The sequence below is a fragment of the Chthoniobacterales bacterium genome (assembly GCA_018883245.1).
Taxonomy (GTDB): domain Bacteria; phylum Verrucomicrobiota; class Verrucomicrobiia; order Chthoniobacterales; family JACTMZ01; genus JACTMZ01.
Genome location: VEQL01000011.1, coordinates 47,756 through 72,164 on the forward strand (window position 1 = coordinate 47,756; position 24,409 = coordinate 72,164).

The window sequence follows — 24,409 nt, forward strand, 5'->3', positions numbered from 1 at the left end:
GGCAATCGTATCAGCGCAAGGCCTCCTGCAGAACGGCGAGATTTTTTTCCATCGCGGCCAGCCATGCGTCTTTCGCGGCACCGGGATCGGAGGGACCGGTCACCACGGGATCCAACTCATAAACTTTGGACCCCGTTTCCGACGCGATGATCTGCGCGCACTTGCCGGAAAATTGAGGCTCGGTGAAAAGCGCTTTCACGCGCCGCGTGCGCACAAGATCGACCATATCGGCAAGTTCGCGCGCACTCGGCTCGGTCCCCGGCTCGGGCTCCACCACGCCGGCAATCTCCAATTTGAAATCACGCGCGAAATAAGGGAACGCCTCGTGAAACGTGACAATCGGCGTGCCGGCAAATGGGGCAAGAGCCGCGCGCATTTTTTCTTCCAAGCGGCCGAGCCGCGCCTTGTAGCTGTCCGCATTTGCACGGAACGCCGCCGATTTTTCCGGAGCGGCCGAGGACAATGCCGCGGCAATGTTGGCCGCTTGCCGCCTCGCCCCGTCGAAGCTGACCCACACATGCGCGTTGCCATCCGTCAGCGGAATTCCTTCGCTGACCTCGACAATGCGCAGCCCCGGCGACTGCCGCGCAATTTTCCCGAGGAAGGATTCCATGCCCGCACCATTGGCCAGCAAAAGATCCGCCTCCGAAAGTTTGCGCACATCGCCGGCCGTGAGTTGGTAGTCGTGCAAACAGCCGACATGCGGGCTGGCCAAATTTTCCACGGTCACGCCGTCCACCCCCGCGGCGACATTCAAGGTGGCCACGTAAACAGGATAGAACGTCGTGACCACGCGCAGCGGCTCCGCGCCCCGAAGTCCCGGCGCAAACGTGACCGCAGCCACCGCCAAACCCAACCAAGCCGCCAATTTGATCTTCATATGATTAGCAAATGCAGAATGCGTTATCATATGATGTCAAAGTTTCTCCACGCATCAAGCAAATGTTGCGTTGGTCGTTCAGGCCGCTGCGCACCGCGTGCGGGGAACGCTCAAGGGTTGGGGCGCGCTTTGATGTAGGCAGAAAACCATTTGCCGGCCGGCTCGAGATTGCGGACGTTGGTTTCCTTGTCGTAGGAGAATAGACCGAACTGGCCGTGCCAGCCCTCTTTCCACTCGTAGTTGTCCACGAGGGTCCAAGGGAAATAGCCGCGCACATCGACGCCGTCGGCCATCGCGCGCCGCATCTGTGCGATATGTTCGCGCAGGTAGCGGATGCGTTTCTGCTCGCTCTGCGTGCCGAGGCCGTTTTCCGAAATGACGATGGGTTTGCCGTAGCGCTTGTTCACCGCGGTGAGAACGTTGTAGAGCCCCTCCGGCACGATCTCCCAACCCATCTGCGTGTAGTTGGATGACATTTCGCCGTGGCCGCGGTTGAGGAAGCGCATAATATTGGCATCCTGCGCGTAGTAGTAGTTCACGCCGATGATGTCCATGGTGTCGGCCACCTTGTCGAGATGGTCGAAATTCTGGCGCTGCACGACATTGTAAACCACCGCGGTCGGATCGCCGAAGAAGCTCCGTCGCCAGTCCGGAAGGGAATAAATCCCCATGACAAGGGCATCCGGGCGTTCGCGGCGGATGATCGCCGCCGCATCGCGGAACATTTCGGCAGAGGCGCGCATGGCGCGCTTGTAAGCGAAGGGATGAAGCAGGAGCCCCGGCGGCCAGTGTCCGGCGATGTAACCCAGATTGAGCGCACCGTTGGGCTCGTTCTGCGGAACGTAGATGCGCACGTAAGGCTTCATGGCGCGGACCACGCGGGTCACGTGCGCACGCCAGGCTTCCTGCGCATCAGGGTGGAGAAAGTTCGCACGGCTCTTGTCGTGACCGTCGTAAAGCCAATCGGGAAACGTGAAGTGCCAGAGATTGACGACGGGCTCGATGCCCGCGGCGCGCAGCTGGCGCGCCATTCCCACGTAACGGGCCAAGGCCTGCCCGTTGATCACGCCGGGCTTGGGTTCCACGCGCGCCCACTCGACGCCGAAACGGAAATGCGACACCCCGAGCTGCTTCAGCGCTTTGAGGTCGAGATCGAACCTCGACCATGAAGACACTGCTTTGTCGCCGCGCGCCGGCGCTTTGCCCTCCCCGGCAAAGACGTCCCAGTCGGTGCGGAAGTTCATCGGATCGTCCGCCGCCATGCCGCGATCCTCGTTCTGGAAACTGGCGGTCGATGTGCCCCACCAGAATTTTTCCTTCGGCAAAGGCTTCAACACCACCGCATCCGCGGGCTTCCGGTATTGACCCGGCGGCGTGACGCAACCGGCGAGAGCAACCAGCGCGGTGGCGAGAAGAAGTCGGGCTGCTTGCATCGGATTTTGCACGTTAGTATCTTCGCCAAATGTTGGCAATTCGCGTCCTTGTCGCCATCGGGTGCTTGCTGCCGACCGTTGCGGGCGCCGCGCTGCGATCCGAACAAGCCCCCGATTCGGTGGAACTCAACGACGGCACGGAGTTGCACGGCCTGATCCTGCAGAACACGCGCGACATGGTCGTGCTGGAGACCGACAAAGGCGAAGCGCGGCTTCCCAAGGAATACATCCGCCGTATCGACGACGCGCCCAACGGCGAGGCGATCTTTCAGGACATCGTCGAGAAGAACGGTCTGCCTTCGTGGCGCTCGATCGTGCACGACATGCGCACCTACGACTCGGTGCAGGCCTTCGAGCAGATTCCGCCGACCGCCATCGACAACGGCCTGTTGCGCAACATCCCTTACCTCTCCTTCAAGGTGAACCACGAGTGGGAGCTTAATGTTTACGGGCGCCCCGACAGCCCGGTCGCCGTGGAGTTGGGCATTTACGGCGACCGCCCGCTCAACGGCAAGACGCTGCGGATTTTCCGGGAATTCATCGCCGGCCATCTCGACGGCAAAGACCAGATACGCGCGCTCTACAGTTTGAGCCCGAAGCGGCAGGACGCTCGAGCCGGCAAACTCGCTTTCCGCCTCATCCGGCCCCGCGATCCGGACGGCTACGGAGGCACTTGGTTTGTCGTCTATCGCCCCGATTTGCTGGAGCATGCGCGGTTGCCGGATCAAGCCTACGCGGCCATCACGCGACCATTCGAGGAGGTCAACAATCCGGACGGCAGCCTGCGTGCCGACAAGAAACAGGCGAATATCAGTTGGCTGGAACGCGCAATGAAAACGTTGACCGGCGAAGAGCCCGAATTGCGCGGATTCTACCGGGACAAGAACGGCGTCTTCCGTGTGTTAAGGAACGATTCCTAGTCGGGCCGCGCCAGCATCGCTGATCTTGCGCAGCGCCAAATTGTCGGAGCCCAGAGTCAATAGGAATGGCGTTTACGTTATTTGCTTTGTCCTTGGGCTTGGCGCCGGAAGGTAAAATTAATTTGCAAATTAAAATGGTCTGTGGGAATTGTTTGGATGTGACATTCGTGTCATAGACATAATCCAACAAGAAACAACAAAAGTGAACTACGCTACAAGACAACGATCCGCCGTGCAGAAAACGCTGGAGGATGCTGGCCGTCCCATGACGCCTGCTGACATCTGGACGGTTGCACGCGGCCTGTCGCCCGGGTTGGGCATCGCAACCGTTTACCGCGCTCTGCGCATCCTCATGGACATGGGGGAAGTGGAGATCGTGGAGATTCCGGGTGCACCGCCCCACTACGAGCGCAAGCACCCTCAACACCACCACCACTTCCTCTGCGACGCATGCCAGCGCGTGTTCGAGGTCGAGGCCTGCGCCTCCGGCATCGATCAGATTGCTCCGCAGGGATTTGTGGTCAAACGCCACTCGCTCACCCTTTACGGAGCCTGCGCGGAATGCGCAGCCAAGGGAGGCGGAACAACGCCTGCTTGATCAGGTTCGGATTTTTATCCGGAAAAGGCCCGTCCTCCAGGACGGGCCTTTTGTTCATGCGGCCTTGCGCCAGACAAGACCGCCGACGGCGCAATCACGCTTTCTCCCTGAGCGAGCTGCTGGTCGCCATCGCCATTCTCGCCCTTCTCGCCGCGCTCGCTGCGGCGGTGTTCGGCACCATGATGCACCGCGGCGACCGGGCCGACGCACTGGCCAAAACGCGAGCCATGGGCGCGGCGGTGCTGCATTACGCCTCCGACCACGGCGGTCTGCTCCCGCCCCTTTTCCCCGGGCAAGTGTTGGAATACGAGCACGGACGCGGCGGGCGCATTGTCACCGAGTGCGCCGCTTACCTCGGGATCCGGACGAACGAGGGGAAGTTCATCGTCGAATCCCTGCTGCCCCGCGCTTATGTCCGCGTGGCGCAACCCTCGGACCGTTCGCAGATGCGCGTGTGGGTTATGAACTCATCGGTCACAAACGGCAGCGGCGCAGTTATTTCGCCTTTCGGACGCGTTGCGACCGCGGGGCAACCGCCGGTGGAAAACATGCCCCTTGCCGCGGTTGTCGGGCCGGCGGCCTTGTGGATGATGAGCACGGCCGACCGCAAACAGCCCCAAGTGGCCGCGGCGCCATGGAAAGCCAACGCACCGCCCGATCCGCCTCTGGGCGATCGCCGTGCGGTTTTTCGCTTCGACGGGACGGCTGAACTTGTGCACACCAATACACCATGAAGAGCGGCATCCCCGTCCTCTGCAGTCTCCTTGTTTTCTGCCACGCGTCGCCGGGCGAAACCGTCACCTCCGAAGCCCACCGCTTCCGCGTCGAGCCGGTCGCCGAAAATCTCGACCATCCGTGGGCTGTCGAAAAACTGCCCGACGGACGCTTCCTCGTCACCGAGCGCCAAGGCAATCTGCTTCTGATCGACAGAGCCGGGGCGCCGCCGCAAAACATCGCGGGCGTTCCACCCGTCTTCGCCCGCGGCCAGGGGGGACTGCTCGATGTGGAATTGCATCCGGACTACGCGGAGAACGGATGGATCTATCTGACTTTTTCCAAACCGACCGGCAAAGGCGCGCTCACTTCGGTTGTCCGGGCGAAACTGGACGGCGGCAAACTCGCGGACTTGGAAACCATCTTCGAACCGCCCGCGGATCAGGCCACCGAAGCCGTGGTCCATTTCGGATCGCGCATCGCGTTCGACGGACGCGGCAACTTTTTCTTTTCCATCGGCGACCGCGGCGGACCCACCAATCCGCGGAACCTCGCGCAGAGCCTTTCGAGCGTGACGGGAAAAATTCACCGGCTTCGCGACGATGGCGCGGTGCCGCCGGACAACCCGTTCGTCGCCACGCCGGGCGCGATGCCTTCCATCTGGGCCTACGGAGTGCGCAATCCGCAGGGGCTGGTCTATGACACCGCTTCGGCAAGACTTTGGGAAACCGAACACGGACCGAGGGGCGGCGACGAGCTGAACATCATCCGCAAAGGCGCCAACTACGGGTGGCCGGTCGCGACCTTCGGTATCAACTACAGCGGAACGACCATCACCGACAAAACCAGCCTTCCCGGCATGGAGGATCCCGTGGCGCAGTGGACCCCGGTCATCGCCGCATCGGGGCTCGCGCTCTACCGCGGGGACAAATTTCCACGCTGGCAGGGCAACCTCTTTGCCGGCGGGCTCGCCGGACAGCGGCTCGTGCGCATCGAACTCTCCGGAGCGATCGTTGCCGCACAGGAAATTCTGCTCAAAGATACGGGACGCATCCGCGATGTCCGAGTGTTCGACGACGGATTTCTCTACGTCGTTTACGACGAGCCGGGCAAAGTCGTGCGGCTGGTTCCGGCCGAGTGAAGTTATTTCTCGGCTCGCGTCCCCGCCGCTGTAGTCTCCCGGACGATGGACGTTGAAATACTCTCGCGGATCCAGTTCGCGTTCACCGTCGCGTTTCATTACCTCTACCCGCCGCTGAGCATCGGTCTCGGCGTGATCTTGGTCATCATGGAGGCCATGTGGCTGAAAACCGGCCACGTGCGCTACCACAACATGGCCCGCTATTGGACCCGCATCTTCGGCCTCACCTTCGCCATCGGTGTGGCCTCCGGCATCGTGATGGAATTCGAATTCGGGACGAACTGGGCCGCTTATTCGCGCTTCGTGGGCGACGTCTTCGGCAGCGCCCTCGCCGCCGAGGGCATCTTCGCGTTTTTCCTCGAGTCCGGATTCCTGGCCATCCTGCTTTTCGGATGGAACAAGGTCGGGCCCAAACTTCATTTTTTCTCCACCCTCATGGTCTGCCTCGGCGCGCACTTCAGCGCGGTGTGGATCGTCGTCGCCAACTCTTGGATGCAAACACCGGCCGGGTTTTCCATCGAATACAACGGCGAGATCATGCCGCCGGGCTTCGTGCCGACCGCCGACCAAATCCTCCACTCGCGCGCCGTCATCCACGATTTCTGGGCCATGGTTTTCAATCCTTCGTCGATGGACCGACTTTCGCACGTCCTTGTCGGCGCCTGGCAGACCGGCGCGTTCCTCGTGGTCGGGATCAGCGCGTTTTATCTGCTTCGCGGACGCCACAAAGAATTCGCGGCCTCATCGCTGAAAATCGGACTGTGCGTCGCGGCCGTCGCGTCGCTGCTTCAACTGGCTACCGGCGCAAAGTCCGCCGATGGCGTGACGAGAAACCAGCCCGCCAAGCTGGCAGCGATGGAAGGAATTTTCAAAACCCAAACCGACGCTCCGATGTCTGTCGCCGGCTGGGTGAATACGGACAGCCAAGAGGTTATCGGACTGAAAATCCCCGGGATGCTCAGCTATCTGGTCGGCGGATCGACGGAAACCGTGGTCAAGGGCCTCGATGCTTTCCCCGCGCAGGAGTGGCCGCCCGTGCAACCCGTGTTCCAATTTTACCACATCATGATCGCCATCGGCATGGCTCTCATCGGCGTCGCATGGCTCGGGATATTTCTGTGGTGGCGCGGATGGCTCTTCGAAACAGCCAACCCTCTTGTCCGCGCGTATTATTGCATCCTCGTGCTTTCGGTGCTCGGACCGCAGGTCGCCAACCAGGCCGGATGGTTTACCGCCGAGATGGGGCGCCAGCCGTGGATCGTTTACGGGCTCATGCGCACATCGCAGGGGTTGTCGGAGGTGGTCGCGGCCAACCACGTGCTGGCATCGCTCATCATGTTCAGCCTGATCTACGCGCTGCTCTTTGCCGTTTTCCTTTACCTGCTTGCGCGCAAGATCCAACGGGGTCCGGACAACGAGGAGGACAGTGAAACGATGCCGGAGAGCTGGATTGCGCTGATGGAACGGCGCAAAGGGCAGGCCAGCGCGGCCGGCTGATCGCACCATGGACCTCAACACCATCTGGTTCATTTTGGTCGGCGTCCTCTTCACGGGCTACGCCATGCTCGACGGCTTCGATCTCGGCGTCGGCGCTTTGCACCTCTTTGTCAAAAAAGACGAAGACCGTCGCATCTTCCTCAACGCCATCGGGCCCGTGTGGGACGGCAACGAGGTGTGGCTTGTCACCGGCGGCGGTGCGCTCTTCGCCGCCTTCCCCGGGGTCTATGCCACGGTTTTCTCCGGGTTTTACCTCGCGTTCATGGCCCTGCTGGCCGCTCTCATTTTCCGGGCGGTGGCCATCGAGTTCCGCAGCAAAGAGCAATGGCACTGGTGGCGCACCATGTGGGATACGGGCTTTTCCCTCGGCAGCATCGTCTCCGGCCTTCTCATCGGCGTGGCCATGGGCAACATCCTCCAGGGCATCCCGCTCGACGCGCGAGGCAATTACACCGGCGGATTTTTCCATCTTCTGAATCCCTACGCGCTGCTGCTCGGGCTCACCACGGTCGCGCTCTTTGCCATGCACGGGTCGATCTACCTCGTTATGAAAACCGAGGGGAACTTGCAGGCGCGCGTGCGCACATGGGTCGGGCGCACGATTGCCGTGTTCCTGTTTTTTTATATCGCCCTGAACATCGCCACGCTGTTTTACGCGCCGCATCTGCTGGAGAAACTGCGCGACCGCCCGTGGTTGCTCGCCGTCTTCGCCCTCAACGTGCTCGCGGTGATGAACATCCCGCGCGAAAATCGCAATGGCAACGAATTCCGGGCGTTCCTTTCCTCGTGCGCCGCGATGGCCCTGCTCATGGCCCTGTTCGGACTGACCGTTTATCCGGACATGGTGCTCTCCATGCCCGATCCGCAAAACAGCCTTACGATCTACAACGCCGCTTCGACGCCCAAGACCCATACGATCATGCTCGTCATCGCCGTGATCGGCGTTCCCGTCGTCCTCGCTTACACCGCGAGCGTTTACTACATTTTCCGGGGCAAGGTGAAACTCACCCCGCACAGCTACTGATCGTTCTTACTCCTGCGGCTCAAGCTGTGCGTGCTTCGCCATCAGGCGGTGCAGTCGGAGAAAAGCCCGCCGGGCGGATTCAATGTCGGGAGCCCCTGCGACTTTCTTGGCACAGGCTGCAATCTGCGGATCGCCGGTTTCGAAAGCCCGCGCGATGACCTCCGCCTGCGCCGCCACGCCATCGAGCGAAGCGCGGGCCAACGTCTCGCGGATCGCCTCGTAGGAACCCGCCGCCGCGATCACCTCGGGACGCATCGCCGAAAAATTCCTGCCGTCGAGGAACGGGCACGACGGCATTTCTTGCGGGCCTCCCCTTTGCTGCATCGGCGCGAATAACATCGCCGCGCCCGTGCCGAGAAAAAAACAAACGAGGCCGACGATGAAGAATCGCCAAAACACGAGTGTCAACGGGGGGGCCGGCGTCCGCGCACGATCGCGCGGGCGAGTTCAAGATCGTCGGGAAACGTGATTTTGCCGTTCCATTCGTGAGACTCGACCAGCGCCACCGGCGCCCCCGCAGCCTGCACGGCCGAAGTTTCGTCGGTCACCACCGTTCCCGCCGCCACCACCTCGGCATAGGCGTGGCGTAAAAGTTCTGCTCGGAAAACCTGCGGAGTCTGCACGGACCAAAGATGGGCGCGATCCACGGTTTCGACAACCAACCCCTCGTCGTTGATGCGCTTGAGCGTGTCGGTGACCGGTTGCGCGCAGGCCGCGGCGCCCGTGTTGCGGGCGGATTCAAGGCAGCGCTCGATCACGCCGAGGCTGACAAGCGGACGGGCCGCGTCATGCACGGCAATCATGGCCGCGTCCGGCGGGACGTGATCCAGACCTTCGGCCACGGAAAGATGACGGTGCGCACCTCCCTCGACCACGGCGCGCAGCTTTTGCGGCGCGGCTGCCCGAGCGATCTCCTCGAAGTGCTGGCGCGTGTTGGCGGCGCAAACCAGAACGATGGCGTCGATCGCCCGGCACTCCCCAAAAGTTTCGATGCTCCACGCAAGCACGGGTTTGCCCCCGAGGTCGGCGGTGAGTTTGTCGAAACCCATGCGACGGCTGGCACCGCCGGCAACGATGACGGCCCAAATACTCTCCTTCTTCGATGTGCGCGGCTTAGCCAAGTTGCTTTTGAACCTCCGCGTTGACGGATTTGCCATCGGCACGGCCGGCCGCCTTCGTCATCACGGCCTTCATCACCGCACCCATCTGCGCTTTGCCGGTTGCGCCCGTCTCGACAATCGCCGCGCGCACAAGCGCCGCCAACTCGTCGGCGGAAAGCGCGGAAGGAAGGTAGCTCTCGAGGAGAGTGATCTCGGCCTTTTCCTTTTCCGCTTGTTCGGCGCGGCCGCCTTTCACGAAACCGTCCACGGCATCCTGGCATTGCTTGATCCGCTTGCGGATGACGGAAACAACGTCCGCGTCATCCAAGGCGGCTTCCGTGCCGGAACCTTTTTCGATGACGGCGTATTTTAGCGACGACTTCAGCATCCGCAGGGCCCCGAGCCGGACGGAATCTTTCGCTTTCATGGCGTGCTTGATATCGGAGTCGATTTTTTCGGTCAGGGCCATAGGCAGGGAGAATACGGGCAAGGCCCCTTCGCGGGCGAGCGGTTTCCCGCCCCGCGATTGCGGGCGGCCCGTCGCCCCAGTAGGTTGGCGGGCAAAGAATGAGCAGTTCCCCGCGCAAGATCCCGATTCTCGGCACGCCCGTGGCGGTGGTCGATTACGCCTCGGCCGTAGAGGAGTGCAAGCGGCTGGCCGGCGAAAACCGTCCGGCTTCGGTCGCCGCGAGCAACACGCACATCATTTCGCTCGCGCGCCAAAAACCCGGATTCGCCGGGGTGATGAGACGGTTCGATCTCGTGCTGCCCGACGGCATGCCGCTGCGCTGGGCTCTCAACGCGCAGGGAGCCGGGCTGAAGGACCGCGTTTACGGGCCGTATTTCATGGAGCAAATGGTTCGCGCCACACCTCGCCCGTGGCGGCACTTTTTTTTCGGCGGAACACCGGATACGCTCGATGCACTGGTCGCGCACCTGCGCGATGTGCAGCCCGGACTGCAAGTCGCCGGCACGCTGTCGCCGCCATTCCGCGACTGGACCGAGGATGATGAAATCTCCTTCGCGGCGCAGATCGCCGCGGCCAAGCCGGACTTCGTGTGGGTGGCACTCGGCGGGGAGAGACAGGAGCGCTGGATCGATGCGAACCTCGGGCGGCACGCGCGGGGGGTTTTCTTTGCGGTGGGCGACGCATTCGTGCTGCTTGCCGGGCAACGCACATTCGCACCCGCGTGGGTGCAGCGGCTTGGCATCACTTGGGCTTACCGCCTGTGGCAGGAACCAAGGCGCTTGTGGCGCCGTTATGCACGCTTCAATACACTGTTTATTTACTACAGCCTGCGCGATGCGCTGCTCGGAACACCGGAAAAAGACCGCGAATCCGGGCGTCTCCCCAGCATCGCGTTCCTCGGCTCGCGCGGTGTGCCGGCGCGCTACTCCGGCTTCGAGGTCGTGGTGGAGGAACTCGGCAAACGCCTCGCGTCCAAAGGGCATCCGGTCACCGTCTACAACCGCCTTCCGAACTTCGGCAACCCCCAGCCGGTATGGGAAGGTATGCGCATCATCGGCCTGCCCACCATCCCGACCAAGAGCCTCGACACCATCGTGCATACCACACTTTCGATGATCGATGCCGTGCGCCGCCGCTATGACATCATTTATCTCTGCGGTGTCGGCAACGCGATCCTTGCGCGCTTGGCCCGCGCACGCGGCATGAAAGTCATCGTCAACGTGGATGGAGCCGACTTCCGGCGGAAAAAATGGAGCGGTTTCGCGCGTTTATGGCTGAAAAAGAGCGAGCGATGGGCGGCGAAGTTCTCCGATTCCATCATCGCCGACAACGCGACCACCGCCGAACGATACGAGAAACACTACGGCGTGCATCCGGAGCATTTGTCATACGGACTGACCATGCGCGAAAAGCCCGTGCACTGCGGAGAGCTGGAGCGGTGGAATGTGAAGGCCGGGGAATATTTTCTCTACGTCTCGCGGCTCACCCCCGAGAACGAAGCCGAACTCCTCCTCCGTGCCTACCGCGAAGTTCCGGATCCTCTGCCTCTCGTGATTGTTGGAAGCGACCCCTACGAGCATGCCTACCGGCGCAAACTCGGGAAGCTGGCCACGGATCGCGTCATTTTCACCGGTTTGCGTTTCGCCGATTCCTACATCGAACTCAGCCAGAACGCCCGCGCCTTCGTCATGCCCGCGACAATCGAGGCGACCCGACTTGTTTTGCTCGACCAACTCGGGATGGGAAAAGCGATCATCTATCACGACTGCGCGGCGACGCGCGAAGTAATCGGCGACGCGGGAATTCCATTCGGCCCCGCCGACCCGCGGCAGAGCCTCGCGGCAAAGCTTGCGTGGGCCAAAGATCATCCCGAACAGTGTGCCGACGCAGGTCGCCGAGCCCTCGAACGGGCCAAGCTGTTTTGCTGGGACGCTGTGCTCGAACGCTACGAGACGATCTTCGAACGGATCTCGGGGCAGGACTGACACATGAAACTTTCCGTCGTCACCCCGTCGCTCAACCAAGGCCGCTACCTCGGGGAATGCCTTGCCTCCGTGCGCACCGCGACGGCAACGGCCGCACCGCATGAGGTCGAGCACATCGTCATCGATGGCGGATCGACCGACGGTTCGGTGGATCTGTTGCGCGCGGCGACGGACATACGATGGATTTCCGAAAAAGACAGCGGGCAATCGGATGCCATCAACAAAGGGCTGACGATGGCGACCGGCGATGTGCTGGCTTATCTGTGCGCAGACGACCTCTACGAACCGACCGCCGCCAAACGCGTCCTGGACACGTTCGCGGGCGACGATGCCATCGATGTCGTTTATGCGGACTTTTTCTTTCTCGAAGGAGATTCCGGACGCAAACGCCGCAAGTCAGCTGCAGGGTTCTCGCCGGGAGCGCTCCGCTCCCGCAATCCCCTCGGACAGCCCGCGGTCTGGTGGCGCCGTCGCGTTTACGAGAAATTCGGCACCTTCGACACATCGCTTCACTACTGCATGGACCACGAATACTGGCTGCGCTTGGGCACGCGTGTGCGTTGGCATTACATTGCGGAGCCGCTCGCCGTGTCGCGTTTGCATTCCGACGCCAAGACCAGCCGCAGCCTGCCCGCGATGTGGCGCGAGACCGCCCGGATGCTCACACGCGACGGCTGGCGTCCCGGTCCATGGTGGAACGCATTCGCCATGGCTGCTTGGGGTCGTCACTACTACCTGTTGAAACGCTGGTGGTTCGCCCGATGAAACCGCGCCTCCTCATCGTCGAATTGCACCATCTGGGCGATGCGGTCCTGAGCATCCCTTTCGTGCGTGGTGCGCAAAAAAAATACGAGGTGCACGTCCTGTGCCGACCCGACACGCGCGGTATTTACGAGCTTCTGGAAACTCCGCCTGTCATTCATCCGTGGGAGCCGCCGTGGGCGGACGGACAACCATGTTCCCCTCTCGGGGCCATCACTGCCGCGCGGAATCAAGGTCGCTCCATGCGCGATCTGGATTTCGCCGCAGCTGTTTGTGTTTGGGCCGACGCACGCGCCGCCATCTTGATGGCGGAAACAAAAGCGAAAGCGCGCGCGGGCTTTCCCATGACCCCGGGCAACTACTACGCCGCCGAACTGCCTTGGCGGCGACGCCGGCGCATCCTCGGACGAGCCATCGAGATCTTCCGGAGTATCACGCATCCCCGCACCCCGCTGCTCACGCACGGCCTTGAACGTGAAAGCATGCGCCAACCGCATCTCCGATGCTGGGAGCAAATCGGCGAGGCTATGGGCTTGGAGTGCAATTACTCGGTTCCTTGGCTTCCGGCCAAACACGCGCAACAAGCGCCGTTGGGGAATCGTCCGGTCCTCGCGTTCCACCCGCATGCCCGCCTGCCCGGCAAGCAATGGCACCCCGAACGATGGAAAGAACTTCTCGCCACGGACTCCGTCCGCACCAATTTCGATTTGCTGGAGATCGTCCCGCCCGGATGCAATCCCGTGGAAGCCGCGGAAATACGCCGGGTCTCGACCCCTGACACCGCCGCGCTCATCGGGGCTGTTGCGTCAGCCGATGTCCTTCTCTGTCACGACTCCTTCCCCGCACATCTCGCCGCCGCGCTGGGCAAACCGGTCGTGACAATCTTTGGTTCGGGCGAGCCGGACTGGTTTGCACCTTGGCAGAACCGCGAGCGTGTGGTTCAACGCCGCGTCTGTCCGCTGCATCCGTGCATCGACCGTTGCGGAATGGACCGCTACATCTGCGTCGATGCCGTTGCGGTGGCCGATGTCCTGCAGCAGCTGGAGAAACTTGTCCCCACGCGATGAAAATCCTGCTCTTCGGCGCTGCCGGTCTCCTCGGTCGATATTTGGTCGAAGAGTTCTCCAGGCACTCCTGCGAATTCGCCGCGCTGACGCACAAGGAGGCCGACATCACCGACGCGCGTCGCCTCGACGCATTGTTCGACCGGCCCTGGGACGTGGTGATCAACGCAGCGGCTGTTTGTGATTTCGACGCTTGCCAGCGCGATCCGCTCGGCACGGGGCTGGTCAACCGCGACGCACCACTCGACATCGCCCGCCGCTGCGAAGCGCGGGGAGCCCTGTTTGTTCAGTTCAGCTCGGATTACATTTTCGCCGGCGATGGCGCCCAACCGCTCACCGAGGAGGATGCACCGCACCCGCTGTCGGTTTATGGCGACCAGAAAGCCGCGCTGGAGAAGGAAATCCCCCTCCTCTGCCCGCGGAGCCTCGTGCTTCGCCTATCCTGGCTTTACGGTGTCGGCGGCAGGACGTTCATGAGCAGCATGCCGTCCTTGCTCGCTTCGCAACCGGTTTTGCGGACCGCAGCGGGAAAAAAAGGCTCGTGCCTTTACGCGGCTGACGGCGCCCTCTGGACGAGGCGTTTGATCGAATCCGGGGCGACAGGATTGTTCAATGTGGTCAACGCGGGCGAAACGTCATGGGAGGAATTTGCCCGCACCTGCCTCGAAATCATGGGTTCCTTCGGCCTTGCTCCCGCATGCCGAACCATCGAAGAGATACCTTACGAAAAATTGGGGCCAGAATGGTCGAAGCGCCCGCGCTATTCGTGCCTCGCTGTGGACAAACTGGCCTCGCTGCTGCCGCCAGGACCGCGGCGCTGGGAGAAAGCTCTTGAGGCGTTTCTCGCCGATTGGAAATCGTTTGCTCCCGCAGGTGGGGTATGAAACTTTCTGACACTCGATGAATCCGCTTCCTACGGCCACGAATGGACGCATCTCCTTGCTTCCGGGGAATATTTTTGCAGCGGTGGCGACAGTTGCCATATTTGGTGTCCTCTTTGCATGGTTCCCCTACGCCTCGGGATACGGCGCGATGCGGGCGAACATGTTCGAATTCATGTCCTTCGTCTGGAAGGATCCCGAATGGGAGCATTGCTGGCTGGTGCCGCTAGCTGTCATAGGGCTGGTCTATTACCGGCGGAAGTCGCTCGCTGCATTGCCGGTGGAAGGCTCGCTGTCGGGCCTTTTTGCCTTGTGCGGCGCGTTCTTCATCTACTGGGTCGGATACCTTGCCGACAATATTTACATCGGCTATGCGGCACTGATCGGATTCGTCGGCGCGGTCGTGCTGTGGATGCTCGGATGGCGATGGCTCAAAGCCCTTGCGTTCCCGATAGCCTTTCTGGCGTTCATGTTTCCCCTCCCGTTCATGGACAACCTGCTCGCCTTCCCGCTCCGAATCTTGATGTCGGCGGTCAGCGTCGGATTCCTGAATCTTGTCGGTCTTTCGTGCATGCAGAGCGGAACGGCGATCGTTTCCGCACCGGATTTCGCCGCGGGCTTGGTTGCCGGACAACGTTTCGCGGTCGATGTCGCCGATCCTTGCAGCGGAATACGGTCGCTCTTTGCGCTTATGATGGTCAGCGCGGTTTATGGATATGTCGCCATGGATCGTCCGTGGCAGAAATGGGTCGTCTTCCTTTCTTCCATCCCGCTGGCCGTGGCCGGAAATTTCGCGCGCATCATCATGCTCACGCTGGGAACCATCACGCTCGGACCCGCGAAAGCAATCGGCTCGATCGAGGAACCCACGGTTTTCCACATGGCCTCGGGCTTTCTCGTGTTTGCCGTCGCGCTCGGCGGCATGCTGCTCGTGGGGGCGATCCTGCAGCGCCTTTCCAAACCGAAGGAGCCGGCTGCGCCATGACTTCGTCATGCATTCCTTGGTGGCGCACGGCCACGCTTATCGGCCTCGCGGCTGTTACAGTATTGTTGTGCCGGAAAACTTCTCCGCCCCAGCTTGTTCCGGAGGCAGGGGTGGTCATGCAATTGCCAACGCTTGTCGGCGAATTCTGGGGAACGAGTGAACCGGTCTCTCCGAGCGAGTTGGCCATGTTGCCCAAGGACACCCTGTTCGAGAAAAAAATTTACCAGGATCTCTCGGGCGACACGCTCACTGCACAGATCGTGCTAAGCGGCGGGGAAAAACGCAGCATTCACCGTCCGGAGATCTGCCTTCCCGCGCAAGGCTGGACGATACAAAGCGGTGATGTGATTCCCGTCACGCTTCCTACCGGACGCGTGCTCGAGGTCATGAAACTGACCCTCGTCCGGACGATCGAAGTGGCCCCTGGTCAGCGCAAAACTCTCAAAAGCTACTTCCTCTACTGGTTTGTCGGCAAAGACACCACGACACCGCGCCACTGGGTGCGCTTGGCCAAAACCAACTGGGACATGGTCGTGAAAAAACTCCAGCACCGCTGGGCCTACGTCATCGTCAGCTCGCCAGTCCTCGAAGGATTCAAGCCCGGCGCCAAAACCGACGCGCAAACGCTCGACATGCTCATCGACTTCATCCGCCAAGCCGTCCCGAAATTCCAGCTCTCGGAAATGCCGGAGGACGAGCGGCCGCAGACCTGACCAGCGTCGCGCGCAAAGACGGCATCACTCGATTGCGAGAACCCGGCGCGCGACGGATGGCGCATCGACGGGCCGACGACTGTGCACGCGCAAAAGCCGCTCACCGCACACAACATCGGCGCCCTGCTTGCGCAGGCATTCCACGCCGACGGCGAAATCAACCGAGTCATCGGCCTTCGCCCTCCCGGCACCGAGTTCCACGCAGAGGCGGCCGATTTCAAGAGCATCGAGCTTTGCGAGTTTTCCCGTCGCGGGGGCCATGACATCGGTGATCACCGGCGCGCGGTGGATTTCACGCATTCTCCCCAGGGCCGCAGCATCACCCCCTTGGGCCTGGATCATTGCCACGAACTTCTCCCACGCGCTGCCGTCTTTCAAGCGTCCGGCAAGCTTCTCCATGGGCACGGACACAAGCTTGGCGGCGAGCGCGAGCGTCAAGTCGATCAAATCTTCGGGACCGCCGCCTCTGAGCACATCGACGCACTCTGCCACCTCGAGCGCGTTGCCCGCGGTGCAACCAAGCGGCTCGTCCATCGGATTGAGCATCGCATGCGTATCGACTCCGGCTTCGCGGCCGACCGCCACCATGGCGTCAGCCAAGCGTCGCGCATCCTCGCGCGTTTTCATGAACGCACCGCGGCCGAATTTCACGTCAAGCACCAGACGGTCGAGCGACTCCGCGAGCTTTTTCGACATGATGCTCGCCACGATGAGGGGCAACGACGCCACCGTTCCCGTGACATCGCGCAGCGCGTAAAGTTTCTTGTCCGCCGGACAAAAGCTCGCCGTCTGGCCGGTGATAAAACATCCCACGCGCTCGAGTTGGGCGAGCATTTCAGGCCACGAGAGGTTGAAGCGCCAACCGGGGATGCTCTCGAGCTTGTCCAACGTGCCGCCGGTGAAGCCGAGGCCGCGACCGGATACCATCGGGACCCAGACGCCTTCGCAGGCCAACAAGGGCGCGAGGATGAGCGAAACTTTGTCACCCACTCCTCCCGTCGAGTGTTTGTCCACTTTGGGCGGTGTTCCGGCTGGCCAACGGAAAACATCTCCCGAATCGCGCATCTGCAACGTGAGCGCGGTGGTCTCCGTCGAATTCATGCCCCGGAAAAAAACCGCCATGGCAAACGCCGCCATTTGGTAATCCGGCACTTCCCCACGCACATAACCACCAATCAAGGACTCGATCTCCCGCGCGTCCAGCACGCCACCATCGCGCTTTTTCTCGATGAGAGCCGGAATATGCATCGGCCCGGTCATCCAATTACCATCCGATAGGATGCCACGCCGTCTTGAACTCGACGGTGTCGAGGATCCACTGCGGGCGGCCAGCAACGCGCCAGTCGTCGTCGGGCAGATCATGCCGCGCATAGCGCTTGAGGTTGGTTGCTGTGCCTTCGTGCAAAATTTTGTCGAGAGCGGCATCCGCGCACCCGCTGACAACCGCGTTCACATCCATATGCGACGCGGCAATCGGTGCAAGCTCGGCGCGTTGTCCGGAAAGAATGTTCACTACCCCCCCGGGCAAATCGCTCGTTGCTAAAATCTCGGCAAAGGTCAGGGCAGGCAACGGCGCCGTCTGCGAACAAACCGCGATGCACGTGTTGCCCGTGAGGATGGTCGCCGCAACCAGATGGACAAGAGCAACGAAGGACGGTTGATCCGGACAGAAAAGGACAACCACGCCCGTTCCCTCGGGATAAGTGAAGTTGAAATGCGGGGAAGAAACCGGATTCACCGAACCGAACACCGCGGTGAATTTGTCCGTCCATCCCGCATAATGGATCAGCAACTCGACCGCATCGCATACCTCGCGCCGGCCAGCGGCGCGGCGGACGCCGGTGCTGCGGACGATTTCCTGTTCCATCTCGATCGCGCGCGTCTCGAGCATCTCCGCGGCGCGATACAAAATCTGCCCCCGAAGATAAGGAGTCGTGTTGCTCCATTTCCCGAAAGCCTTGCGCGCTGCCACCACAGCATCGCGGAAATCCTTGCGCGACGCGCGGCATACTTGGGCGAGAACGTGTTTGCCGTCCGTCGATACAACAGGAACAACCTTCCCGCTTTCCGACCGGATGAATGCGCCCCCGACGTGAAGTTTATAGGTCTTGAGGACTGGCAGACGGCCGCTTCTTGCCGCCGCGGGGGCTTTTGCCATAGCGTGGCGAAAGTAGCCAATGACACTGCACAAGGACGAGACAATATTTGTGGCCGGACACCGCGGCATGGTCGGCAGCGCCATCTGCCGCAAATTGCAAAGGGACGGATTCCGCAAGGTTATCGTCCGCACGCGGGCGGAACTCGACTTGCTCGACCGCGCAGCGGTGCGCGGATTTTTCGAGAATGAAAGACCATCCGTTGTCGTCGATGCCGCGGCCAAGGTCGGGGGCATCCTCGCCAACTACGAGCAGCCGGTGGAATTCCTCATCGATAACCTCACCATCCAGAACAACCTCATCGAGGCCGCGGCCGATTTCGGAACCCGCAAGCTGCTGTTCCTCGGAAGTTCCTGCATCTACCCGAAGCTCGCACCGCAACCCATCCCGGAGGACGCCTTGCTCACCGGTCCGCTCGAACCGACCAACGACGCCTACGCCATCGCCAAGATCGCCGGCATCAAACTGTGCCAGGCTTACGCGCGCGAATACGGAAAGAATTTCATCTCTGCCATGCCGACAAACCTCTACGGACCGCACGACAACTACGACCTGCACAACTCGCACGTCCTTCCCGCGCTGATCCGCAAGGTTCACGAGGCCAAAGACGCCGGCGCAAAAAGCATCACCGTTTGGGGCAGCGGCAACCCGCGGCGCGAATTCCTTCACACCGACGACCTCGCCGACGCCTGTGTCTTCCTTCTCGACCGCTACGACCAGCCAGACCTCGTCAATGTCGGCTGCGGTGAAGATGTCACCATCCGTGAACTGGCAGAGACTATTTGCGACGTGCTCGGATTCGACGGCACGCTCGAGTTTGACACCTCCAAGCCCGACGGCACCCCGCGCAAACTGCTCGATATCGGAAAAATCAAATCTCTCGGCTGGTCACCGAAAATCCCCCTGCACGAAGGTATCGCCGATGCCTACCGCTGGTTTTTGGAAAACCAATCCTCGGCCAAGCTTTAAAGCAAATAGGATCTACGATGCTCAGCATTCTGTATGTTGTCCGGACATTTGGACCAGTTGGAGGGATGGAGAGATACGTTTACGAGACAGCTCGTGAGCTTGCACTTCGAGGACACCAAGTTTCCATTCTCTGCAGATCGGTCGATGAGCCGTCTGCGGCCAACAGCAACGTTGAGATAATACAGCTTCAGCCCAAACCGGCCAAACGTGGATGGAGCGACCGCTACGTCTTCCGCGATGCGGTCACGGAATTTTTCGCTGATCCGGCGAAGAAGCACGGCTTCGACATCACCCATTCGCATGAAAACACCATCGAGCAGGATGTTTCCACCGAGCACGGACCCTGCACGGCTTACGGTCTACGCCTAAAGCCTTGGAAGCACTTCGACTACAGTGCGCGCAAAAACCTCACGATCGAAAAGCAAAAATTCCACGGACCCAATCTCAAGGCCCTCGTCTCCTGCGCGAAACGCGTGCAGGACATCGCCCTGCGCGAATACCCTCATCTGGCACAAAAAATCACCCGCGTCATCACCCCCGCCTACACCTATCTACAACCGGTCGCCAAAGACCCCGCGCGCAAAGCCCGCGTGTTGGGTTTCATGGGCCGCGACTGGAAGCGCAAAGGGCTGCCCAAAGCATTGGAAATTTTCCGAATCCTTCGCCGAGAGGATCCATCATGGACGATGCTAATCGCCGGCTGCCCGGCGGAGTCACTCCCGGGCAATCTTATCGGCAGCTTGCCCGAAGGCGCCGAAATTTTGGGTCGCACCAATCCGCAGGACTTTTTCGCCCAGATCGATGTTCTTGTCCATCCCGCCACGGATGAACCCTTCGGCATGGTCATGTCCGAGGCACTGACCTGCGGCGTCCCCGTCGTGTTTTCCGACCAATGCGGCGCAACGGATCACCTGCGATCCGAGGGATTGCGCGTGCTGTCGGTCAAAGCTCCGAGCAGCGATTGGGCCAGCGCCTGCTCTGACTTAGCCGGGCGGACCTTCCGGCCTTCCGTCTCGCGCACCTGGTCGGACGTTGCGGTGGAACACGAGGATTTGTATCGGCACCTGCTCGCTGGCCACGCCCCAGCCGATTGACTTTTTGGCACGCCTTCCGATCATCGGCGGGAATGAAGGATCGCCTTCCCATCAGCGTGTCCATGACGGCGCGAAACGAGGGGCGCAATTTGCCGCGCAGTCTTGGAAGTGTCGCAGGATGGGTGGAGGAAATGGTGGTCGTGATCAACGACTGTGACGACAACACAGCCGAAGTGGCCCGGAGCTTTGGGGCCAGGATCATCGAGCATCCTTGGCAGGGCTACCGTGACCAAAAGCGCTTTGCTTTGGCACAAACGCAGGGTGAGTGGGTGTTGGCCTTGGATGCGGACGAAGAGGTCTCGGAGCAGTTGCGGGAGGACATCTTTGAGTTCTTCGCGAATGATTGCCGGCAATTCGACGGCGCGGTTTTCCCGCGCAAAGTGTGGTTCCTCGGCAGATGGATCACGCATGGAGACTGGTATCCTGACTTGAGCTTGAGACTTTTCCGCCGCGGCAAGGGCCAATGGTCGGGATCGCCGGAGCACGACAAAATTGATCTGGACGGTCGCGCCAAGCGTCTCAAAGGCGATCTCCATCACTACTCCCATCCGACGCTCAACAGCTACACTGCGAAGATCGGCGTGTTCAGCGATTACTTTCTGGAGCGCCAGCTCGCAGCCGGTCATCGCTGGTCATGGGCGGATTGCCTCTTCCGACCGTGGTGGCGATTCTTTCGCGCTTACATCCTTCGTCTGGGTTTTTTGGACGGATTCCCGGGCTACTACATCGCCAAAGCCACCGCTTTCAGCACCCTCGTCCGCTACAGCCGGCTCTATGAGCACGAACGCGGCGGGCAGCCTCCGCACTGAGTTCAGCGGACGCACGCGTTGATTCCGCGGGCGGCGATCTCTTCGTCGGAGAATCCGGCCGAGGCGCGCATCCTTTTCTCGGCCAATGCGGCCCGCAGGTAGAAAAGATTTTGTTCCAATGTGACGCGGCTCTCCTCCCTGTGCCACAGATGAAGAACCGGGGCGGCAAAGCGTAGGCTCTTCACCTTCACACCCGAGTTGATCATGCGGACGGCGATATCGGAGTCGTCTGGCCCCCAACCGAACAGATTTTCTTCGAAGCCCCCGACGCGCCAGACGTGTTCGGTCTCGACCGAGAAATTGCATCCCCTCACCCATTCCCATTTGCGTGGCGATGACTTCCGCCACGCTCCATCGGGCAGATGGACCACGGGCAGCAAACGATTGATATTTCCGCGCACCCTTTGGCCAAGCCACCAAAAGATGCTCCGTCCAAGGCAGGACTCATCACCGGACTCTAGTGAGTGCGTAAGTGCCTCACTGGACAGCATGCGCGGGCCGGCAAGTATGTAGCCGGGTTCGGCATAGCGGACATGGTCGCGGACAAAGCCTTCGAGCGGAACACAGTCCCCGTCGGTGAAGATGCAGAGGGGTTGTGTCACTTTGCGCACCGCCTCGTTCATGATGACTGACTTGCGGTAGCCGCGATCTTCATGCCAGCAGTGCTCGACGGGCAGTCCCCGCGCTTGCCAACTGTCAATGACCTCGCGTGTTTCCCCTGTGGAACCGTCATCTCCGACAACAATCTGCCGAGGTTGGACGCTCTGATGGAACAACCCCTCCAAGACAAGGTTCAGCGCCTTCGGTCGATTGTAGGTAGAAACAACCACGGCCGCATCTGCCATGGGAGCACGCGCCGAAAGCCCGGCGCCCTGCCGCTTGGTCACCCCATCATGATCGGTCTTTGGCATCGTCGTCATTCCAACCGGTGAAGTATAACCATCGTCGGTGTCGGACAAGCTAACCAAAACGCCCGGTTTCTACGCGGCAACACGCGACGCCAAGCGCGTCATGCTCCTCGATTTGGGATTCCTTGGCGACTCGATCCACCTGCTCCCGGCTCTCTGGGTCCTGCGTCAATCCTACCCGGACGCCGAGTTGCACGTCATGGTCTCCGAACATGTGACCAAAATCATGGAGGTCGCCCCGTGGATCGACCGGATTTGGGGCTATCCCCGGTTTCCACGCGGACCGAAATGGTATCAAGACTTTGGTCGTGTCCGACAACTTCGAACCGCGAAGTTCGACGTGGTCGTCAATCTCAACGGTTCCGACCGTTCGAGTATTCTCACCGGGTTGAGCGGTGCACGCTGGCGCCTCGGCCGCCGACCCGAGGATGGGGGACCGGCTTTCTGGAGCGCTATGTTCACGCACATCGTCGAGCATCCCTATAAAGCAGAGCTTATTTCCACGCAGCGCTGGCAGTGTTTGAGGAAGGCCGGTTTTCCCGGCGAGAAGCCGGAGGTCCGAATTGAGATACCAGCTGACGCAAAACGCCGGGCATTAGAAAAAGCCGGCGGTGATGGAGGCTGGATTCACGTCAGCCCCTTCACAACGGTCAACTACCGTGAGCTTTCTTTTGAACAGATGGCCGGTTTTCTAAGCACGCTCAACCAGACCACCAAGAGAAGGATCATTCTTACGTGCGCGGGCAATGAACGCGAGAGGAGCAGAATGAGCGAACTATTGGGGCGGTTGGATTTCGCACCATGGAGGGTATTCTGCGGCGACCTTGACTTACTCGAATACGCCGCCATCGTCTCTATGAGTTCGCTGCACTTGGGCGGGGATTCGGGTGGTAACCATGTGGCCTGGATGTCCGGAGTGCCCAGCGTGACTTGGTATCGTGATTTTGAAGGCCTATCGGAGTGGATTCTTCAAGGTGAAGATTGCATGGCCTTCGTAGGAGAGCAAAACGACACGGGCATCAGAGGAATAGACTCCTCTGATTTGCTGTTGGCCTCGATCAAGCAGCTGCAGAAACGATGATTTCCCCGGCCGCGTGCACGTGTCCACCGGCGGCGGACCTTAGAGGTATTGGGATCCCCATCCTGCGTGCAGCCAGCGAAAGAAGTTTAAACGAAGAGGTAGAGGCAGCAGGCATCTGCCATCGACACGGTTGAAGCGCCTGATTAGCCGCTTGGCCCCCGACTGGAAGTGGATAGCCAGCGCAGGAACTCTGTTTCCGGTTTCGGCGTCACGAAAGTAGGGGAGCAGCCTGTCTTTTTCTTGTGCCCAAAAAATCTTTTTCCGTCTCCTGTTCCGGTGAGCGATATCGAGGAATTCCATGGCGTCTGGAACATTTAAACAGTGGTCGATGTGTCCGGTGGGGAGGTTGTTATGATATACATGGCCACCTTGATGCGTTGTTGTGAACAACGCAACCAAGTCCATGTCGGTCAGGTTTGCCATGGCTCCCGCGCCACGCGCCTGCTGACGCAATTGCTCTTTGCCCAGAAGATAATTGTCGTCGCTGAACTTCTCCAGAATGAGATCAAGGAACGGCTGCAGCGTTCCGCGTATCAGCGTGCAGGCCGGCCCACCGTCACGGCTGGCGCACATGGTCTTCTCGGGCATGCACCGGAAGAGCTCATCCACATCGGCGAATATGAGACAATCGCTATCGAGATAAGCTATTCTGGAAAGATTTCGATCTTTGATTAGCTGCTCGATGTGGAACCAACGCTCGAAGCACCGACGCTCGTAGTCTTCGGCAGTGAACGCAATGTGCCTGTAGATGCCGCGGAACTGGGGCAAATCGTGGTGCGCCGTGTCCTGCAAAGACACGGCTTTTACTCCAAGCGATGGAACGTCACTTCCGCGATCCGTAATCAGGAAGATAGGCGAGCCAGGATTGAACACACGCGCGCTCTCCATGGCCGCGTAAAGGTAGCGCGGTATTTTCCCGCAGTGGAAAAACGCGATTGCAGTCGGGCTGACAGACATATCCCCACATTAAATCGGTTGCCTCTTAAATGCCTCCAAAAATTGGGCAGTCGGCTCGCGCGGACAACCCGCAGAAATTTGGCACAATTCCCATGCGTCGATCGGAGGGTCCGGAACTCTATGCAAATATCGCTGATTCCAACCGCATGCGCGCGGCACAAAAAAACCGGAGCGTGTGCTCCGGTTGGCCAACGAAGAGCCCGGTCGGGACTATGCAGGAGTGATCTTTCGCTTCTCGGCCATGACAACAGCAGCGATCAGTCCAGCGG

The 24,409-nt window shown here is 60.7% G+C and carries 25 protein-coding genes; 16 read left to right on the forward strand and 9 right to left on the reverse strand.

Features of this window, described 5'->3' with window-relative positions; translation table 11 throughout:
• Positions 1–10 precede the first annotated feature (10 nt).
• The gene (locus FGM15_05835) at positions 11–910 is read right to left on the reverse strand and encodes a zinc ABC transporter substrate-binding protein (GenBank protein MBU3665383.1); all 900 of its coding nucleotides are present in this window, start codon (positions 908–910) and stop codon (positions 11–13) included.
• Between the two features lie 80 nt (positions 911–990).
• Entirely contained in the window at positions 991–2,313 is a 1,323-nt protein-coding gene (locus FGM15_05840) for a glycoside hydrolase family 1 protein (GenBank protein MBU3665384.1), read from the reverse strand.
• A gap of 29 nt (positions 2,314–2,342) precedes the next feature.
• Between FGM15_05840 and FGM15_05845 the strand changes: the two genes are divergently transcribed.
• The 6 genes from FGM15_05845 (at position 2,343) to cydB (ending at position 8,207) form a co-directional block, all read left to right on the forward strand.
• Positions 2,343–3,233: a hypothetical protein gene (locus tag FGM15_05845; GenBank protein ID MBU3665385.1), complete on the forward strand. Its 891-nt coding sequence runs from the start codon at positions 2,343–2,345 to the stop codon at positions 3,231–3,233.
• 202 nt (positions 3,234–3,435) lie between these two features.
• On the forward strand, positions 3,436–3,831 hold the full coding sequence (locus FGM15_05850) for a transcriptional repressor (GenBank protein MBU3665386.1): 396 nt from the start codon (positions 3,436–3,438) through the stop codon (positions 3,829–3,831).
• Entirely contained in the window at positions 3,795–4,565 is a 771-nt protein-coding gene (locus FGM15_05855) for a prepilin-type N-terminal cleavage/methylation domain-containing protein (GenBank protein ID MBU3665387.1), read from the forward strand. Before FGM15_05850 ends, FGM15_05855 begins: the two co-directional genes overlap by 37 nt.
• Complete coding sequence (locus FGM15_05860) at positions 4,562–5,686, forward strand: PQQ-dependent sugar dehydrogenase (GenBank protein ID MBU3665388.1); 1,125 nt, start codon at positions 4,562–4,564, stop codon at positions 5,684–5,686. Before FGM15_05855 ends, FGM15_05860 begins: the two co-directional genes overlap by 4 nt.
• A 45-nt stretch (positions 5,687–5,731) precedes the next feature.
• Entirely contained in the window at positions 5,732–7,183 is a 1,452-nt protein-coding gene (locus FGM15_05865; protein MBU3665389.1) for a cytochrome ubiquinol oxidase subunit I, read from the forward strand.
• Between the two features lie 7 nt (positions 7,184–7,190).
• Positions 7,191–8,207 carry a cytochrome d ubiquinol oxidase subunit II gene (gene cydB / locus FGM15_05870; GenBank protein MBU3665390.1) on the forward strand — a complete coding sequence of 339 codons (1,017 nt, stop codon included), beginning with the start codon at positions 7,191–7,193 and terminating at the stop codon, positions 8,205–8,207.
• A 6-nt stretch (positions 8,208–8,213) separates the two neighbouring features.
• On the opposite strand, the gene FGM15_05875 is transcribed toward cydB, so the two are convergent.
• Genes FGM15_05875 through FGM15_05885 form a run of 3 tightly spaced genes read right to left on the reverse strand, consistent with a single transcriptional unit; the run spans position 8,214 to position 9,776 of the window.
• Positions 8,214–8,606 (reverse strand): hypothetical protein, encoded by a 393-nt coding sequence (locus FGM15_05875; GenBank protein ID MBU3665391.1) that lies wholly within the window; start codon positions 8,604–8,606, stop codon positions 8,214–8,216.
• 5 nt (positions 8,607–8,611) lie between these two features.
• Positions 8,612–9,364: a 2-C-methyl-D-erythritol 4-phosphate cytidylyltransferase gene (gene ispD / locus FGM15_05880; GenBank protein MBU3665392.1), complete on the reverse strand. Its 753-nt coding sequence runs from the start codon at positions 9,362–9,364 to the stop codon at positions 8,612–8,614.
• Positions 9,321–9,776 (reverse strand): GatB/YqeY domain-containing protein, encoded by a 456-nt coding sequence (locus tag FGM15_05885; GenBank protein ID MBU3665393.1) that lies wholly within the window; start codon positions 9,774–9,776, stop codon positions 9,321–9,323. Before FGM15_05885 ends, ispD begins: the two co-directional genes overlap by 44 nt.
• A 98-nt stretch (positions 9,777–9,874) precedes the next feature.
• On the opposite strand from FGM15_05885, the gene FGM15_05890 reads away from it, so the two are divergent.
• The 6 genes from FGM15_05890 to FGM15_05915 are packed head-to-tail and all read left to right on the forward strand — an operon-like array spanning position 9,875 to position 16,166.
• Positions 9,875–11,761 carry a WecB/TagA/CpsF family glycosyltransferase gene (locus FGM15_05890; protein ID MBU3665394.1) on the forward strand — a complete coding sequence of 629 codons (1,887 nt, stop codon included), beginning with the start codon at positions 9,875–9,877 and terminating at the stop codon, positions 11,759–11,761.
• Positions 11,762–11,764: 3 nt separating this feature from the next.
• Positions 11,765–12,526 (forward strand): glycosyltransferase, encoded by a 762-nt coding sequence (locus FGM15_05895; GenBank protein MBU3665395.1) that lies wholly within the window; start codon positions 11,765–11,767, stop codon positions 12,524–12,526.
• Complete coding sequence (locus FGM15_05900; GenBank protein ID MBU3665396.1) at positions 12,451–13,590, forward strand: glycosyltransferase family 9 protein; 1,140 nt, start codon at positions 12,451–12,453, stop codon at positions 13,588–13,590. The genes FGM15_05895 and FGM15_05900 overlap by 76 nt, the downstream gene beginning before the upstream one ends.
• Complete coding sequence (locus FGM15_05905) at positions 13,587–14,471, forward strand: NAD(P)-dependent oxidoreductase (GenBank protein ID MBU3665397.1); 885 nt, start codon at positions 13,587–13,589, stop codon at positions 14,469–14,471. The genes FGM15_05900 and FGM15_05905 overlap by 4 nt, the downstream gene beginning before the upstream one ends.
• A 16-nt stretch (positions 14,472–14,487) precedes the next feature.
• The gene (locus FGM15_05910; protein ID MBU3665398.1) at positions 14,488–15,453 is read left to right on the forward strand and encodes an exosortase/archaeosortase family protein; all 966 of its coding nucleotides are present in this window, start codon (positions 14,488–14,490) and stop codon (positions 15,451–15,453) included.
• On the forward strand, positions 15,450–16,166 hold the full coding sequence (locus tag FGM15_05915; protein ID MBU3665399.1) for an exosortase-associated EpsI family protein: 717 nt from the start codon (positions 15,450–15,452) through the stop codon (positions 16,164–16,166). The genes FGM15_05910 and FGM15_05915 overlap by 4 nt, the downstream gene beginning before the upstream one ends.
• Before the next feature lie 24 nt (positions 16,167–16,190).
• Here the strand turns inward: FGM15_05915 and FGM15_05920 are convergent, their stop codons facing one another.
• Together FGM15_05920 and FGM15_05925 are read right to left on the reverse strand one after the other, a co-directional pair.
• Entirely contained in the window at positions 16,191–17,537 is a 1,347-nt protein-coding gene (locus FGM15_05920; protein ID MBU3665400.1) for a thymidine phosphorylase, read from the reverse strand.
• Positions 17,431–18,324 carry an aldehyde dehydrogenase gene (locus FGM15_05925; protein ID MBU3665401.1) on the reverse strand — a complete coding sequence of 298 codons (894 nt, stop codon included), beginning with the start codon at positions 18,322–18,324 and terminating at the stop codon, positions 17,431–17,433. Before FGM15_05925 ends, FGM15_05920 begins: the two co-directional genes overlap by 107 nt.
• A gap of 19 nt (positions 18,325–18,343) precedes the next feature.
• Here FGM15_05925 and FGM15_05930 point away from each other — a divergent pair, with 19 nt between their 5' ends.
• Genes FGM15_05930 through FGM15_05940 form a run of 3 tightly spaced genes read left to right on the forward strand, consistent with a single transcriptional unit; the run spans position 18,344 to position 21,194 of the window.
• The gene (locus tag FGM15_05930) at positions 18,344–19,291 is read left to right on the forward strand and encodes a GDP-L-fucose synthase (GenBank protein MBU3665402.1); all 948 of its coding nucleotides are present in this window, start codon (positions 18,344–18,346) and stop codon (positions 19,289–19,291) included.
• Positions 19,292–19,308: 17 nt separating this feature from the next.
• Positions 19,309–20,385, forward strand: a complete 1,077-nt coding sequence (locus FGM15_05935) for a glycosyltransferase family 4 protein (GenBank protein MBU3665403.1) — start codon at positions 19,309–19,311, stop codon at positions 20,383–20,385.
• Between the two features lie 32 nt (positions 20,386–20,417).
• Positions 20,418–21,194 (forward strand): glycosyltransferase family 2 protein, encoded by a 777-nt coding sequence (locus tag FGM15_05940; GenBank protein ID MBU3665404.1) that lies wholly within the window; start codon positions 20,418–20,420, stop codon positions 21,192–21,194.
• 2 nt (positions 21,195–21,196) lie between these two features.
• On the opposite strand, the gene FGM15_05945 is transcribed toward FGM15_05940, so the two are convergent.
• A complete protein-coding gene (locus tag FGM15_05945) occupies positions 21,197–22,114 on the reverse strand; it encodes a glycosyltransferase (protein ID MBU3665405.1) in 918 nt (305 codons plus the stop codon).
• A 28-nt stretch (positions 22,115–22,142) separates the two neighbouring features.
• Between FGM15_05945 and FGM15_05950 the strand changes: the two genes are divergently transcribed.
• On the forward strand, positions 22,143–23,183 hold the full coding sequence (locus FGM15_05950) for a glycosyltransferase family 9 protein (GenBank protein ID MBU3665406.1): 1,041 nt from the start codon (positions 22,143–22,145) through the stop codon (positions 23,181–23,183).
• A gap of 39 nt (positions 23,184–23,222) precedes the next feature.
• On the opposite strand, the gene FGM15_05955 is transcribed toward FGM15_05950, so the two are convergent.
• Positions 23,223–24,140 carry a hypothetical protein gene (locus tag FGM15_05955; GenBank protein MBU3665407.1) on the reverse strand — a complete coding sequence of 306 codons (918 nt, stop codon included), beginning with the start codon at positions 24,138–24,140 and terminating at the stop codon, positions 23,223–23,225.
• Between the last annotated feature and the right edge of the window lie 269 nt (positions 24,141–24,409).